The sequence below is a fragment of the Larkinella humicola genome (assembly GCF_008727875.1).
In the GTDB taxonomy this organism is placed as follows: Bacteria; Bacteroidota; Bacteroidia; order Cytophagales; family Spirosomataceae; genus Larkinella; species Larkinella humicola.
Map to the genome: position 1 here is coordinate 599133 of NZ_VTWS01000006.1, position 15706 is coordinate 614838.

The following is a 15706-nucleotide window of genomic DNA, read 5'->3' on the forward strand; positions in this document are numbered from 1 at the left end:
CCTAAACCGGCAGATAGATGATAAACGTGGCGCCCTGATTTGGTTGACTCCTGGCCGTGATGGCTCCCCCATGGTTGACGACGACCTTCTCACAAATGGCCAGACCAATCCCGGTACCGCTAAAATTATTCCGGCCATGCAACCGCTGAAAGACCTGAAAAATTCGGTCTACATACTTCCCCTCGAAACCAATGCCATTATCAGCGACCTCAATGCGGTGGTAGGAAGGCACCCGACGGGCAGGTCTGATGGTTGGCGGCACGTCTTCAGCCCCTACGGTCTGGCTGCGGATGTGGATGTGGGGTGCCACCCCCGCCCGGTGAAACTTCAGGGCATTACCGATGAGATTCTGGAACAGTTGCTCTAATTGCGTGACATCACCCGCCACCATGGGCAGCGACTCCACCTGCACCTGAGCACCGGTTTCGGCAATGGCCAGATCAAGCACATTCAGCACATTCCCAACCACGTTGTTGAGCGATACCGGCCCATTGAGGCTACGTTGGTTCGTAATGCGCGAAAACCCCAGCAGATCCTTGATCAGTGTCGACATGCGACTGGCGGCTGACTGCATCCGATCCAGAAAATCCACCCCTTTGCCTAACCCCTCGGCATATTCCGCCTTGAGAATGTCGCCAAACGATTGAATCTTGCGCAACGGCTCCTGCAAATCGTGGCTGGCCACGTAGGCAAACCGCTGAAGGTTCTCGTTGGAGCGGGTGAGCAGTCCATTGGCTTCTTCCAGTTCCTCATTGATAGCCGCCAATTCCTCGTTACTATCGGCCAGCTTTTCGGCCAACTGGCGATAGCGATCCTCACTTTCCTGTAGTTGTTGGCGGGCAATAACCTGTTGGGTAATCTCCGTCGCTACAACGACGATATCAACATTTCCACTTTCATCATGGATAGGCGCGTAGACAAAATTAACGTAAGCCGTTTGGCCGTCTTCTCTAGCATAAGGAGCCTCAGCCCCTTTGACCGGTTGCTTTGTCCGGCGAACTTCGGCCAACAGCTCCTCCAGACCGATCCCCGCAATGTTCGGAAAAGCCTCAAATACGGGCTGACCCAGTACGGATTCGTGGTCAGCCGGCAGTTGCCATATTCCATACATGGTGCTGTTGGCCATTTTCAGGCGGTAGTCTGGTCCTACCAACACTGCAATCGCCACGGGTGCCTGATCAAAGATGCGGGTTAGCCAATGTTCAATCGTCATTGAGATGCAAAGTAATGAGGCACAAGGCGGCCAGCCTGAACGAAACACGCGATTTTACCGTCGGGACCTTTTTGATACGATTCTGCTGCCCATCCGGAAACCGGCGGATGATGTGATGGTAGTGGCAAGATAGCAAATCCGGGGTAAAAACAGGGCGAAGCAATCCAACGGAATGACCCATCCCGGGGTCAACGATAAACCCATGATCCGGCAAGGGGTCAAATGGGCAAAAAAATGTAGTTTACGGTATGGTTCGCCTGGTTCTGTTTTTCGGCCTGTTCGTTCTACTGCTGACGGCGTGCAGCAGTGGCAAAACCGCACTTCGTCAGGGCAATTTCGACCTCGCGGTCAAAAAAGCGTCCCAGCGGCTCAATCAGCCGCGCGGGCTCTTTAAGCGGGGCTACGAAACGGCTCCTCAGGTGTTGAAAGAAGCCTTCCGGCATGCGTACGATCAGCATCAAACCATCATCCGACGGCTCTCTTCGGCCGCACCAAGCGCCCCCAACCAGCCCGTTTCCTTTCGCTGGGAGACGGTTTTTCAGGAATATACCCACCTGCAAACCCTGACCGATAACGCCCGGCGCGGCTTCGTTCGGCAATGTCCGGCCTGTGCGGAGTGGCTGGCAGCCTATCCCGCTTCGTACGTGGATCGGCAGAATGAAGTCCGGGAATTGGCCGCGGCCGACCGGTACCAGGTTGCTGAGCAGGCCTTCACTTTCCGCGAAGAAAACCGTTTAGCGGCCAAAGAAGCTTACCAGCACTACCAGAAAGCACTGAGCTGGGTACCCAACTACCGACAGGCCCGCGCCCAATCCGAAGCGGTTTTGCCTTTTGCCATCCTCCGCGTCGTGGTCGAACCCCTGAGTCCGACCAATGAACTTAGTGCCGGAGAGAATCGAAAACTGCAACAGCTTATTTTTCAGCGTATTGAACGAAATCCAAAACCGTCAACTTTCGTACAGCTGTATCTGCCCACTGAACAGGCAGGCGATGGCTTTCCGATTCACCAGGCGATCCAGATGCAGGTAACCGGTTATTCTCCCTTTGCTGAAAATACGTTTTCCTCTTCCACCACCATCTACAGCAATCAGACGTATAAAGTAGGCGAGAAAAAAATCAACGACTCCACCAAAGTCGATATCATGGAGAAAGTCAGTGGCAAGCTGACCACTCACCGGCTGGAAATTCGCGCCGGCCTGGATTTGCGAATGCGGGCGGTGGATACGCAAACGGGAAACGTCTTGTGGGAGGAACCCGTTTGGGAAAGCCGTCACTGGGTTACGGAATGGGAAACCTTCAGCGGTGACGAGCGCGCACTCAACGGCAATTCACTTAAACGGGCCGACCCTTTTCCGCCCTCCCGCTGGCAACTCTATGACGACATGCGCGACGATCTGGCCGGGGATGTCGCCGGGCGACTGCAATCGAAGTACGCCCGGGAGTAGGCATTTCTTCCGCAATTCAGGAAACCCGTTTGCCAATTCATTCAGGATCAAGCCCAATTCATCCCGCTACGTGTTTCATCCATTCAATGGATTAACCAATTTTGGCGTACCAAAAACAACAGATACGCCATGAAATCCACCCTTTATTCCCTGCTGGCAGCCGCCTTGATCGGCCTGTCTTCCTGCTCCCATTCGACCCCGGAACCTGACATCGAAACCGATGTTCCGTCAAACCCGCAGGAAGGCGTTGTCAGCGGCCGCGTAGTCGACAGCCAGGGCAAACCCGTCGCCAACGCCACCATCGTCGCCAGCAGCACCGACTATCACAACCGAACGTCTACCGGTTACACCGACGCCAAGGGCAACTACCGCTTCGTAGTGCCAACGGGAATTGCCGCCGGTTCCTACACCGTTACCGGTTCGTTCATCACCCAATATCAGGGTCGAAAGTACACACTGGCCCTCTACAACCCCGATACCCGCGTCTTTTCGGCCTACGATGGCGCCGTTCGCAATTTTGTTTTTCGATTGACGGGCAAACGGAATATCGACGACGATGCCGCAGCCAGCCCACTCGGTGGCACCATGGAAGTACGGCCTGATTTCAACACGACCATTCGCGAAAACATTGAAGTGACGCTGGAACCAGACGGCCCGTTGGTGGATGGCAGCACGGGCAAGAAAATCGTAGCCCGGCTGTCGGACCGTAGTGATTCCATCGAAGATGTGCCGGTTGGAAAATATAAAATTACCGCCCGGGATGTCGTAACCGGCCAGAAACTGGGCGTCAGCATCGCCGACTCGTTCAAGCCGTACGCGCCATCGGTCACCGGCCTGTTTGTCGATGACCGGTTTGAGGGATCAACGCTTTTCAGACTCGACATCAACATCAGTACGCTGTAGCAGAATCGGGTTCTACCCCTTTATTTCAAGGCAAAGGCAATGTAACTGCCCCCGATTTTCTGGCCTCTGCCCCCACCAGCAGCAATCACAACGTATTGTTTTCCAGCAATTTCGTAGCTGATCGGCGTGGCAAAACCGCCCGCCGGAAGCTGGTATTCCCAGACCACCTTGCCGGTTTTTTTATCGAATGCCCGGATCTTTTCGTCCCGGGTGCCGGCAATAAACACCAGTCCCCCCGCCGTAGAAAGCGGCCCGCCATAGCTGTCGGTTCCGGTAATGGGAATGCCCTTTTTCGTCAGTTCCGGGTATTCGCCCAGCGGTACCCGCCAGAGATACTCCCCGGTATTGAGGTCGATGGCGTTGAGCGTTCCCCAGGGCGGTTTGATGCCCGGGTAGCCGTCCTGATCCGTAAACCGCTGCCAGACTTTGCTCACGTAAGCCGGTACATACGGAAAACCGCCCGGGTTGGTAGCCGCTGGAGCCGGGGCGCTGGCGACCGTCGCCGGGCCGGTTTCCCGGTTTAGCAAAAAGGCAACGATGGCATCACGGTCTTTTTCGGCCAGGTGCTGAAACGAAGGCATCCGGCCACTGCCGGTTTTTAGCAGCGTTTTGATTTCCTCCGCCGACCGCTTTTTGCCAATATCGACCAGTCCCGGCAGTTCCGGTCCGCTGCCTTTCCGATCCTGGCCGTGACAGGCCGCACAGTTGGCGGTATACAGGGCATTCCCCGCCGTGACCGGTTTTTTCTGCGCATTCAAGCTGGCCCGTTCCGCCATAATCAGCTCCCAGGGGTCTTCATTGACGTTCTGGTACAGAATTCCCTGTGGATCGATGGCGTTTCCACCCCATTCGGCACCACCGCTGTACCCAAACAGCAAGGTTCCGGTGGTGTTCGGTGGCGTAAACTTATTATCCGTTTTAATTTTTAAAAACCGCTCTTTCACGTAGGCATGGGCTTCCGGCGACAGGTCAGTAAGATCGGCTTCGGTATACACCTGCCGGTTGAGCGGCAGCGGTTTCAGCGGGTACTTTTGCGTCGGATACGGGTGTTCGCCGGGCAAACCGTTCGTGGGCACCTTGCGCTCTTCTACCGGAAACAGCGAGGTTCCTTTGTCCCGATCCAACACGTACACCAATCCGTCCTTCGTAGCCTGCACCACCGCATCGACGGTTTTTCCGTTGCGTTTTAACGTGATCAGGTTCGGCGGACTCGGGTGATCGCGGTCCCACAGATCGTGGTGAATTGTCTGGTAATACCACTTCATTCTGCCGGTTTCGGCCTCCAGTGCCAGAATGCAATTGGCAAACAGATTTGCGCCTTTGCGGTCGCCCCCGTAGAAATCCGAAGCAGGAGAACCCGTGCCGAAATAAACAACGCCCCGCTTCTCATCCAGCGACAGCCCGCTCCAGTTGTTCGTGGCTCCGATTCTCTTATACGCATCCTTCGGCCAGGTATCGTAGCCCAACTCACCAGGCTGCGGAATCGTATGAAAAACCCACTTCAATTTTCCGGTCACCACATCAAACGCCCGCACGTGGCCGGGAGCCGCATCGCCGGATTCGGATACGCTTGAGCCCATCACAACCGTGTTCCGGTAAATAATTCCGGGCGACGTGGCCGTCACCCACAACTTGCTCACGTCATGATCCAGATTGGTCTGTAGCCCTTCGTGCAGATCCACCCGCCCATCAGTGCCAAAGCTGGACACGATTTGCCCGTTTTCGGCATCGACGGCGTATAAACTCGACCCTACGGTGTACAAAATGCGTTTCTCATTCCCGTTTTCCCAGTACATCACGCCCCGGTTGGAATTCAGCCGGTCGTTTTTTGAGGGTTCAAATTTCCAGAGTTGTTCGCCCGTTCCGGCTTTCAGGGCAAACAGTTTCAGTTCGGGCGTGGTCCCGTACAGAATCCCGTTCACGACAATGGGCTGGCATTGAATGGCGCGGCCCCTCTTGCGGGCGGGGTCGTTCGGATCCGGTTTTTCGGACGCGTCATACATCCAGGTAACTTCTAAGTTTCGGACGTTTCCGGTAGTGATCTGCGTGAGTGGCGAGTGGCGGTTGCCCGCTTTGTTCCCCCCGTACTGGGGCCAGTCTTTGCCCGCATCCGGAGCCGGATTCCGGAATTCCATGCCAACCATCAGGCAACTTGCCAGCAGCAAACCGGACGCCATCACCTCGCGCATCCGGGTGTTGAATCCTTTCTTGAAAACGTTCATTTTTCGCATCTTCATTGACTACGGTTTAGGAGCGTACGCGAACGTCAGAGCCTTTCAGAGCGCCGGTAAAATCAATTTTTATCCTTGAATGGCCCTCAAACTTGGCATAAAACATCTATAAATAATGCAATAAAATAATACTATTTGCAAAAATATCCATTTACTAAAAAAAGGGGCAAATTTTCAGCAAAAAGCAGAACAACGGGAGCGGTTTGTCGTTACTAAATAATAATTGGCAAAAATACACTATTGCAAAACATACCACTTCATCCACGGTTTTTGGCAGCTTAAACCGTCATTTTAACCGCTGACACAAAATTATTTAGCAACTTATTTATCGGAACTTTACCTTCGGCTTATTAACACATACCACAACCACATCATGAGTGTCGTCATTAAACCAACCGTTAGCAACATCATCAATCTCTGGTTTGGCGCAGATACGCCCATCCGTCAGTACAAAATCAAACTCAATCCTGATCTGTGGGGTGCTTGCCAGCAAACCAATCAGAACTTTACACTGACCCGCAATCAGCCCATCGAGCAATACCGGAAGTCCGACAAAGTTGCTTTTGCCAAAGCTGTTTTGATGGAATTAGAGCGGAATAAGCAGACACTGGCCACCACGCCCCGCTGCCTGAACTGACTACGTTACCCTGAAAATTTTGTACCAATTCCGGTTTTGAGGAGCTCCGTCAGGAGCTTAACAGCGCAGCGTCGGTAGAAAAAAGGGCCAGTCTCACCCCTGCGTGCCGTCAGGTACGCAAGATTCAGAGCATACTGTGGTCGCGTACCTCACGGCACGCTGAAGCCAAGGGGTCTTCTTTTGCTACCGACGCTACGCTGTTCGGTTCCTACGGAACGGATTGTTGTACGACCATACTTTTCACCGACCCCTACCGGGTCATAAATTCCCAGGAAACGGTGGTGTAGTGAAAATTTGGGTCTTTGGGTGCGGTCCAACTGCCGGTTAGCTCGCCTTTTTTATTCTTTTTGACATCCAGTTTGGTCCAACTAAATTTGCCGCGATCATAGTCGAAGGTTTTGCCGTCATCGTCGTACAAAGCCCAGCTTGCTTCTGTTTTGCCGTAGTGCCGAACCGTCAGCGGCTGTTTTTCGTTTTCAGTCGGCGTGTGCAAAACCGGTGGAATCATTGGAATCAGACCACCCTCTTTCACAAATACCGGGATGTGGGTAAGCCCCGGCGTAATTTCGATCACCTCGCCTTCGCCCGCCAGTTTTCCCGTATAAAAGTCGTACCACTTCCCGGGTGGCAGGATCACTTTCCGGCTCGTTTCACCGGCAAACAGGGGCGCCACCAACAAATGATCGCCGACCATAAACTGGTCTTTGATGTCTTTTTTCACCGCCATCGCATACGGGTTCTCCGTGGAGTTAAGCGGTCCGGCAATGGCTTTGTCGTCGAACGCAAAACCGTCCACCAGAGGCATCGCCCGGACCGGCGGTTTTCCCTCAAAATGGTACTGTGCAAAGGTCGTGTAGAGATACGGCAGCAATTGCATCCGCAACAGCATTACGGCTTTTACCTCGTCGGCCACATCGGGAAACGTCCACGGTTTGGTGCCGTCGGCCCAGGCGTTGAGCATGGCCATCGGCGAAAAACAGACCGTCTGCATCCGGCGTAGCCATTCTTCCGACGTTTTGGACGACCGGGCTTCCGGCGTCCACAAAACCCCCGCAAAGCTGCTCGAACACAAGGCCGTAATGAAATCGCGGTGGTCGTAATAATCGTTGTAAATCACGTAGGGCATGGCCGGTGATCCCGCGTTGGAAGCCCGCACCAACCCATAGGTCCGCTGGTTCCGTTCGCGAAACCAGTCGTCGGTCATCTTCTGAAATTGCAAGCCGTAAATCTGCCGCATCTGCTCTGCGCCAATGCCCGACGGGAACTTGGCCACATCCGGCCACAGCCAGTTGTCGTAGCCATCGACCTCATCTACTTTGTATCCCGACACGCCAACCGCCAGGTGTTGTTCCGAGAACAGATCTTTGTAGAGCTTGCGGGCGGGCGCCATATTGAAATCAGGAACGCGCCCCACCCAGACGGTATGCGAACCCGTATACGGCAAAACCGCCTTGAAAATGGGCGAATGCGAAGAAACGTACGGGTTGATCCACAGGTTGGAGCGGATGTTTTTTTTCGCCAGTTGCGCCAGAAATTGGGTAGGTTTCGGAAACCGCACACTATCCCAGACAAAACTATTCGGGTAGGAATGCGACTGCCAGCCGGGTTCGAGACCGACGAAACTAAGCGGATAACCTTTGGCCTCAAATTCAGCCACTTCCTTCAAAATCTGTTCGTCCGTAAACAAGGTCGGCGTCCGGTGCGTAAAGCCCAGCCCCCACTTCGGCGGCAAGGTCCCTCCTCCGCAATAGAGGTTGTACCGCTGCATGACTTCCATCGCGTTGCGCCCCGCAAATACCAATACCTCGGTTCCAGCCGCCGGAATAACCATCTCCACAGCGTCCGAATAAGGCTGCGGATTCCAATTTTTCTGGCTGTTGCGGTTCATTTCGGGCGGTGCGTTTTTGCCCCCGGCCAACACGCCCGAACCGGCATATACGGTGATGTAGCGGGCCGAATTAACCAACACGCCATAGCCCAGATTCGAGATGTAAAACGGAACCGGCGCGTGCGTCCGGCCGTTGTCTTTGCCGTTGTAATGATCGACGTGAAGCGTTTTGATGGTGCCCCGCTGCTGAACGGTTTTGAAGTTGAGCCCCAGCCCAAAAAGCTGCTCACCCGGTTTCAGTGGAAACCGCAACAATGTTTTGCCATCCGTCTTTTCGTGTACACTTTCGCCCAGCAGGGCCGGAAACGGAACGTCGCCCAGCCTTTGAAGACCGTCGAGCCGGGGTTTTACCTCCGCAACCCCCAGGGGCGTAATGCCGTCCGAAGTTCCGACGACCGCTTTCCACACGCCCGGTGCCACCGGCTGCCACTGAAAAGCCGCTTGTTGCGCAAAACCGGAAGTGAACGCCAACAGAGTAAGGAAATTAACCAGGGAAATCAACGACGTAGAAATTCTCATAGCGGCAACTTAAGTTACAAGTTGAGGGTGTCCTGCACGCAGACGGTGCTTCAGGGTTCTATTTTAGTACTCCCAGCAGAAGACAAAGGCCCGTATAATTTACTATCGTTTCGGCTATCCGATTAGAAATGACATTCTACGATGGCCCACATCATCCGGTGCCCCGGCATTCGTTCCCGAATTCACCCGGTTCCGCTTCCCTTTTCCGGCATTGAACCTTTTCCATTTTTGCCGGCCAATTTGGAATGACACCTTTGCGCGACGAAAACCGAGCCGTAAACCAACCACTTAAAACAAAAAACGATGCCGTCCCTGAATCCCTGGCTGGCCGGTCTGGCCCTTAGCCTACCCAATATTGCCACGCCCTCGTCCACAGCGGCTGAGGGGCTTTACATCGCCCACGCCGATGCAGTGCTTGGCACTTCGTTCGATCTCAAACTCGTGGCCCGCTCCCTGGGGTCAGCCGTACAGGCTGAAACGGTGATTCGGGCCGAAATAGAGCGACTAACGGGCATACTCAGCAGTTACCAAACCGACAGTGAGTTCTGCCGCTGGCTGGCAGCTCCGGTTGGCGAAGCAGTTGCGGTTTCTGCCGATCTGTTGAGCGTGCTGGCTCACTTCGACCGCTGGCATGAAAAAACCGGCGGAGCCCTCAACGCAGCCGCCGAACACATCAACCAGCTTTGGCAACAGGCCGAAGGGTCGGGCGTGCCACCCTTGCAAGCGGCCCGGGAACGGGTCGTGGCCGAAGTCGGACAGACGCACTGGCTGCTCGACCCAACCCACCAGACCGCCACCCGCCTGAGCCGGATTCCGCTACGTCTGCATACGTTCACCAAAAGCTACATCCTCGACCGGGCGGCCTCTGCCGCACTGGCTCTGCCTGACGTAACGGCGGTGGTGCTGAACAGTGGCGGAGATCTGGTGATTCGGGGTAACTGGACGGAACAGGTGGCCGTTGCCAACCCTCGCGCCGACGCCGAAAACGACCGGCCCGTCGCGCAGGTGGCCGTCCAGAACCGGGCCGTTGCCACCAGTGGCGATTACCGGCGCGGTGTCCGGATTGGGGCCGACTGGTTCTCCCACTTGGTGGACCCACGGACGGGCGAACCCGCCAGTCATGCAATCAGTGCCACGGTGATTCACCCCGATGCCGTAACGGCGGGCGCATTGGCAACGGCGTTCAACGTCCTGTTGCCGACCGAGAGCCAGCAGGTTGCTGCAACGCTACCCGGAACCGAATACCTGATCATGACCCAGGCGGGAGAAACCATCACCAGCCCCGGCTGGCCGGAATTGACGGGTGCGTCAGGCCAATCCCTTCCCCAGCCAACCCGTACGGCCCGACTGCTCTCGCTGTCTTCCGTGAAAGACAAGATCTGGAATGCCGATCAGGAACTGTTCATCAGTCTTGAACTCAGCCCGTTTGAAGGGCGGTATCACCGGCCTTTCGTTGCCATCTGGGTGGAAGATCAGAACCACCAACCCGTGCGGAACCTGGCTCTGTGGTACAATAAACCGCGCTGGCTCCCTGAATTGCGGGCTTTCCATGCGCAGCGAAGCGACGTCGACCGGTCCTCCATAACCAGCGCCACGCGTTCGCCGGGCACCTATACGCTCCGGTGGGACGGTAGAGACAATGCCGGACAGTATGTGAAACAGGGTAAATACACCATCTGTATTGAAGCCGCCCGCGAACACGGAACCTACCAGTTGATCCGACAGGAGATGGATTTTAACGGAAAACCTCAACAACAAAACCTGAATGGCAATGTCGAAATCGCCCACGCAGCCCTGGATTACCGCCAGACGAAATAGACCCGGGGACAACTCGTTTCCCCGGCAGTCGGCCAAAAACGCAAACCGGAAACCCCGGATGACCGTCATCATCCGCTGGCTGCACATTTACCTTTCCATGGTGAGTTTCGCCATCGTCCTTTTTTTCGCCGTAACGGGCCTCACGCTCAACCATGCCGACTGGTTTGACGATCAATCGCGAACGACGGAATACAGCGGAAAGCTGACACGGGCCTGGGTGGCCGGAACGGATACTGCCACCGTTGCCCGGCTGCCCATTGTCGAACAGTTGCGGGCAACCCACGGCATCAAAGGAGCCGTCAGCGACTTTCGGATCGAGGATCGCCAGTGTTCGGTTTCGTTTCGGGGACCGGGCTACACGGCTGACGCGTTTATCGACCGCGCCACCGGCACCTACCAGCTTACCGAAACGAAGCTGGGACTGGCGGCTGTCCTGAACGACCTGCACAAGGGCCGCGATACGGGAAGCCGCTGGGCCTGGGTCATTGACGGGTCGGCGGTATTCATGATTTTGATTTCGGCAACAGGACTCGTTCTGCTGCTTTTTCTGCGAAAACGACGGTTTAGCGGGCTGGTAGTAGCGGGCGTGGGCGCTGTCGTGTGTTACCTGATTTACCAGCTCTGGGTAGCCTGATCCCGTTGCTTCTTATTGAAATACGTACCAGGTTTGACTTTTTGCGGGAATGGTAACCCGAAGCGTCAGTTTGCTGCCATCCAGCGGCTGACTCGCAAACGCGCCGTCCTGTTTGCTCACGGCAACCCGGTCTTTCAAACCCGTGTAGTATAAATCGACCGTCAGCGTTCTCGTAATCGGCTCATCCAGCGGATTGTACACCATCAGCAGACCTTTCTCTTTTCCGCCGGCATCGACGTGCAGAATGGCGTCGTAATCGCGTCCGTCTGGTCGGCGCAGGTGGATGAGGTCGGCGTCCAGAATGGGGCGGTGTTTCTTGTAAAAACCTACCCATTTTTTCACCACGGCTTTGGTTTCCGGCGCGTCGTACAACTGCGGTCCGCGGTAACAGGCCTGCACTCCCGCCCCGAACAGATTGGCCATCCGCTGCTCGTAATGCGGCAGATGGTCTTTCAGCGGTTCGATGGTAGCCGCCGGACCTCCGCCGTGGTATTCGACCAGCGGCACGAACATCCAGCCCATCGACGGCGTTTTTTCCCAGGTACCGTCGTAGATGTTCTGCCGTTCGATAATCTCCTGGTATTCACGGGGCAGCGACCAGTTCGTTTCGCGGTAGCCCATCGCAATCTTGTTGCTCCCCGCCAGAAAATACCAGTCGGGCACGTTCAGGTAAATGCCTTTCCCGCGACACCACTGGTAAAAATCACGGATTCGGGCAAACTGTTTCCACTGCGAATCTTCCAGACCCGCGTGGCCGGGGTGACTCGTGGAAGCGCAAATGTCGCCCGGAAACGAACCGTCGTGTTCCAGGATGTCCATGCCGGTTTCTTTGTAAAAACGGTATAAATTTTCGAAATACCGCTGTCCCCAGCCACTTTCCAGACAGGGCGAATGACCGAAGATGGGACTCATGCCGGGTTTCGGCATCACCACGTCATTTTCTTGATCGATCGACCGGCTCGCCAGCAGGGAATACCCGCCAATGGCAATGCCTTTCGAAGCTGCGTAGTCTTTCAACGCCTTCATGCGCTGCCGGTTTTGCCGGGTCGAATCTTCGATGTTAAAACCGCTGCCGAACGTCAGAATGGCCATTTCGAAACCAGCTTCCGCGCACTGATCGACGGCTCTTTTCACGTCGGCATCAGCCGAACTGCGGATGTGCATCAGAATCGGATTTTCGGTCACCCAGGGCGCGATCGTGCGGTACATTTTCCGCTGCGCCAGCCCCCGGCGTTCCCGGTCCCCTGAGTCGTAAAGCAATTCCCAAAGCCGCATGCTTTCAAACGGCTGCCCCCGAACGATCGTCTGCCCAACGCCCTGCCGGGGCTGACAAACCAGCACCGAGGGTGTTTTGAGGTTGTAATTCACCTGCGTGCGGTAGGTCGCATCTTCCTGCCATTCGACGCAGGCATTTTCGGACGCGTTGGGCGCCATCGACTGGAACGCAAAATCGCTCTGGGCAAAAATCGGAGGCAATTCCCAGCGCCGTTTGGCTTCTACGGAGCTTTCGGCTTCGGTCACGGCCAGGTGTTCGGTTCGGAGATTGTTCAGCACAAAGCCTTCCGCCGATGCGGTTTCGACCGTCACCCACTTACTGAGCAGCGGCAAACCGTCGTACAATTCGTAATGCACTTTCACGACCAAACCGTTCAGAAAATCCAGGTCAGCCCCCGGATTCTGCGGGCCACCGAGCAAGGTCAACTGCTCAATCCGGCAGCGGCCCGTCGATTTGGAAGCAGGCTGCTCCGAGGTAGTGCCTTTCTGATCGGTTTTTCCGACCCGGATGCCTTTCGGAACGGAGGCCAGGTCGAGCGTGCGAAGCGTTCTGTAGCCAATACCGTCTTCCGATACCGACAAAAGCACTTTGCCCAACGCCAGTTCGATGCGCAGATACCAGGATTTGGCCGGATCGAACCCCTCGAAAAACTCTCCCTGATCGCCATTTTGCAAACCAAACTGCTGGCTGCCTGGCGAGAGATAGAATTTCAACGGCGGCCGATCCGCAAACGTGAGCGCCACACCGGGCCCGTAATACACACTTTGATCCGTTCCCGAATTGAGTTTGCAAATCACCACGGCGGTTTTTTCGGGCAATGGTCGCTCCGCAAACAGGGTGCTGTTGGCCGGAATCTGAATTTCACCCGCTTTGCCTTCATTTGTAAACGACGCGGACTGATTGCCCGGCGACGCCACGATTTTCCAGTCGGGCGACAGACTCCGAAAACCGTCGTCCAGCAGTTTGATGCGCCGGTCATCGGACGTCAGGCGGTTTTGGTTGTTGCGAATGATGTCGTCCGTCGTTCCGTACGTAAACGTGACCTCCAGTCCTTTGGGGGGCCAGTCGGCTTTCTGCGTCGACCAGGCCGTCCGGCGGTTCCACTCCATCCGTTTTTTTATCGGAGACACCTCATACGTCAGCAGTTTCAGGCTGTACGGATCGGCTTTCATGGTTTTGAGCCAGCCCGTCAGCAAGTAGTTCTGAATGGGCTGTCCGGTCAGCCCGCCCACTTTGATCTCGTGGCCGTTGATCCAGAGAATGGCTTCAGGCGATACCGACCGCAGCAGCGATTCTCCCGTCGTCAGGTTATCCAGACCGACCGAAGCGCCGTTGGATTCGACGGAAAAGGTTCGGGTAATGAGGCCGTTGCTCAGGGCCAGAAAGCCTTCTTTGGTTTGGTAAACCGCCGATTTTTGGGCTGGCGCAGCCAGAAGCCAGTCGGTTTTGCTCCGCAGTTCTTCGCTGGAATACACCGGCAAACGGGCAATGGATTGGGCGTGAAGCGCAGAAACGACGCTCCACAGAAACGCGATGGACAGGAGGGGTCGGATAAGAAATGGGGTCATGGAACTTGATGGGAAACAGTCGGTGGTGGGAACGTCTTTTCGGAAAATAAGCGAATTCCGGCCGCTTTCCCGATCCCATCGGGGCTTTTTTTTATTTCCGGGCGGGCAGACGCTATAGATTGGCAAAATTACTACGAATGCTTTCTTTCCGCGCGCTGTACTTTGTCGTAAACCGAATCGCGGGCGGTTTTGTCGGTTCGCTTCGTACTGCTGCCCAACCCGTCGGCAGACCTGTTTTCTCCGTCTTCGCCATGTCTAAACCAATCAAGATTCTGAACATTGTCGGTGCCCGGCCTAACTTCATGAAAGTGGCACCCCTCCACCGGGCCTTTCAACACTATCCGCAGGTTCGGTCGATCATCGTTCACACCGGCCAGCATTACGACGCCAAAATGAGCGATGTCTTCTTCAGCCAGTTGGAGCTTCCAAAACCCGATTATTTTCTGGGCATTGGCGGAGGGTCGCACGCGCAGCAAACCGCCCGGATCATGCTGGAATTTGAAACCGTGATGGAAACCGAGCAGCCGGATCTGGTGCTGGTGGTGGGCGATGTCACCTCCACAATTGCCTGCGCGCTGGTGGCCGTCAAGATGCACGTTCCGGTGGTTCACGTAGAAGCGGGTTTGCGGAGCCAGGACCGGCGCATGCCCGAGGAAATCAACCGCATCCTGACCGACAGCATTTCCGACCAGTTGTTCATCACCGAGCAGGCCGGTCTCGACAACTTAAAACACGAAGGGGTCTGTAACGAAAAAGTGCATTTTGTGGGCAACGTCATGATCGACTCCCTGATGCATTACCGCCAGAAAGCCGCCGAAACCAAAACCGTCGAGAAGCTCGGATTAAAGCCGCAGGAGTACGTTCTGATGACGATGCACCGCCCCGCCAATGTCGACATGGAAGCCGGTTTACGGAGCATCCTGCAAATCATCGAAGACACTACTCCCTACAAAAAAGTCCTGTTTCCCATTCACCCGCGGACGTTCCACAATATTGAAAAATTCGGCCTCTCATCCCGGCTTTCCGCCATTGCCAACCTGATGTTGATGGAACCGCAGGGGTATCTGGAATTTCTGAACCTGATGGAACACGCGGCCCTGATCGTAACGGATTCGGGCGGTATACAGGAAGAAACGACCTACCTGCAGGTTCCCTGCCTAACCTTCCGCGACAGCACCGAACGACCCGTGACCGTCGAACTCGGCACCAACCAGTTGCTGGCCGATCTGAACCCGGAAACCGTTCACGGCAAAGTACTGGAGATTCTGGAAGGCCGTTCCAAAAAAGGGACGATTCCCCCGCTCTGGGATGGAAAAGCCGCCCACCGAATCGCCGAGATTCTGTTTGCCTGATTGAAGGAATGATAACTGTAAAATGGCGAATGATGAATGTAAAAGTGCCGGGCTGGCGACTCCTTTTACATTCATCATTCGCCATTTTACAGTTATCATTCCCTTTTCGCGGTAGCGCATCAGACCTAAAACCCGGACAGTCGGTCAAGCAAAAAAACAAACCCGGCCCTAACAGGCCGGGTTGTTCCACGTTTCAAAGAGTTACCCTACCTCCATAGGATA

At 55.4% G+C, this 15706-nt stretch carries 10 protein-coding genes; 6 read left to right on the forward strand and 4 right to left on the reverse strand.

The features are described 5' to 3' along the window. Position 1: 1 nt before the first annotated feature. Positions 2-1213, reverse strand: coding sequence for a sensor histidine kinase (locus F0P93_RS24005; RefSeq protein ID WP_150880260.1), 1212 nt, complete (start codon positions 1211-1213; stop codon positions 2-4). A 248-nt stretch (positions 1214-1461) separates the two neighbouring features. On the opposite strand from F0P93_RS24005, the gene F0P93_RS24010 reads away from it, so the two are divergent. Both F0P93_RS24010 and F0P93_RS24015 read left to right on the forward strand, forming a co-directional pair. Next, the gene (locus F0P93_RS24010) at positions 1462-2658 is read left to right on the forward strand and encodes a hypothetical protein (protein WP_150880261.1); all 1197 of its coding nucleotides are present in this window, start codon (positions 1462-1464) and stop codon (positions 2656-2658) included. Between the two features lie 129 nt (positions 2659-2787). Next, entirely contained in the window at positions 2788-3561 is a 774-nt protein-coding gene (locus F0P93_RS24015; RefSeq protein WP_150880262.1) for a carboxypeptidase-like regulatory domain-containing protein, read from the forward strand. 20 nt (positions 3562-3581) lie between these two features. On the opposite strand, the gene F0P93_RS24020 is transcribed toward F0P93_RS24015, so the two are convergent. Further along, positions 3582-5792, reverse strand: coding sequence for an outer membrane protein assembly factor BamB family protein (locus tag F0P93_RS24020; RefSeq protein WP_374756783.1), 2211 nt, complete (start codon positions 5790-5792; stop codon positions 3582-3584). A gap of 373 nt (positions 5793-6165) precedes the next feature. On the opposite strand from F0P93_RS24020, the gene F0P93_RS24025 reads away from it, so the two are divergent. Further along, positions 6166-6429, forward strand: coding sequence for a hypothetical protein (locus F0P93_RS24025; protein ID WP_150880263.1), 264 nt, complete (start codon positions 6166-6168; stop codon positions 6427-6429). Positions 6430-6679: 250 nt separating this feature from the next. Here F0P93_RS24025 and F0P93_RS24030 read toward each other — a convergent pair whose 3' ends face one another. Next, complete coding sequence (locus F0P93_RS24030; protein WP_150880264.1) at positions 6680-8836, reverse strand: glycoside hydrolase family 31 protein; 2157 nt, start codon at positions 8834-8836, stop codon at positions 6680-6682. Between the two features lie 303 nt (positions 8837-9139). Between F0P93_RS24030 and F0P93_RS24035 the strand changes: the two genes are divergently transcribed. Continuing rightward, a complete protein-coding gene (locus F0P93_RS24035; RefSeq protein ID WP_150880265.1) occupies positions 9140-10654 on the forward strand; it encodes a DUF2271 domain-containing protein in 1515 nt (504 codons plus the stop codon). Further along, entirely contained in the window at positions 10608-11288 is a 681-nt protein-coding gene (locus F0P93_RS24040; RefSeq protein WP_150880266.1) for a PepSY-associated TM helix domain-containing protein, read from the forward strand. Before F0P93_RS24035 ends, F0P93_RS24040 begins: the two co-directional genes overlap by 47 nt. Before the next feature lie 12 nt (positions 11289-11300). Here F0P93_RS24040 and F0P93_RS24045 read toward each other — a convergent pair whose 3' ends face one another. Continuing rightward, the gene (locus tag F0P93_RS24045) at positions 11301-14132 is read right to left on the reverse strand and encodes a hypothetical protein (RefSeq protein WP_150880267.1); all 2832 of its coding nucleotides are present in this window, start codon (positions 14130-14132) and stop codon (positions 11301-11303) included. Between the two features lie 263 nt (positions 14133-14395). Between F0P93_RS24045 and wecB the strand changes: the two genes are divergently transcribed. Continuing rightward, positions 14396-15484, forward strand: a complete 1089-nt coding sequence (gene wecB / locus F0P93_RS24050; protein ID WP_150880315.1) for a non-hydrolyzing UDP-N-acetylglucosamine 2-epimerase — start codon at positions 14396-14398, stop codon at positions 15482-15484. Positions 15485-15706: the final 222 nt, after the last annotated feature.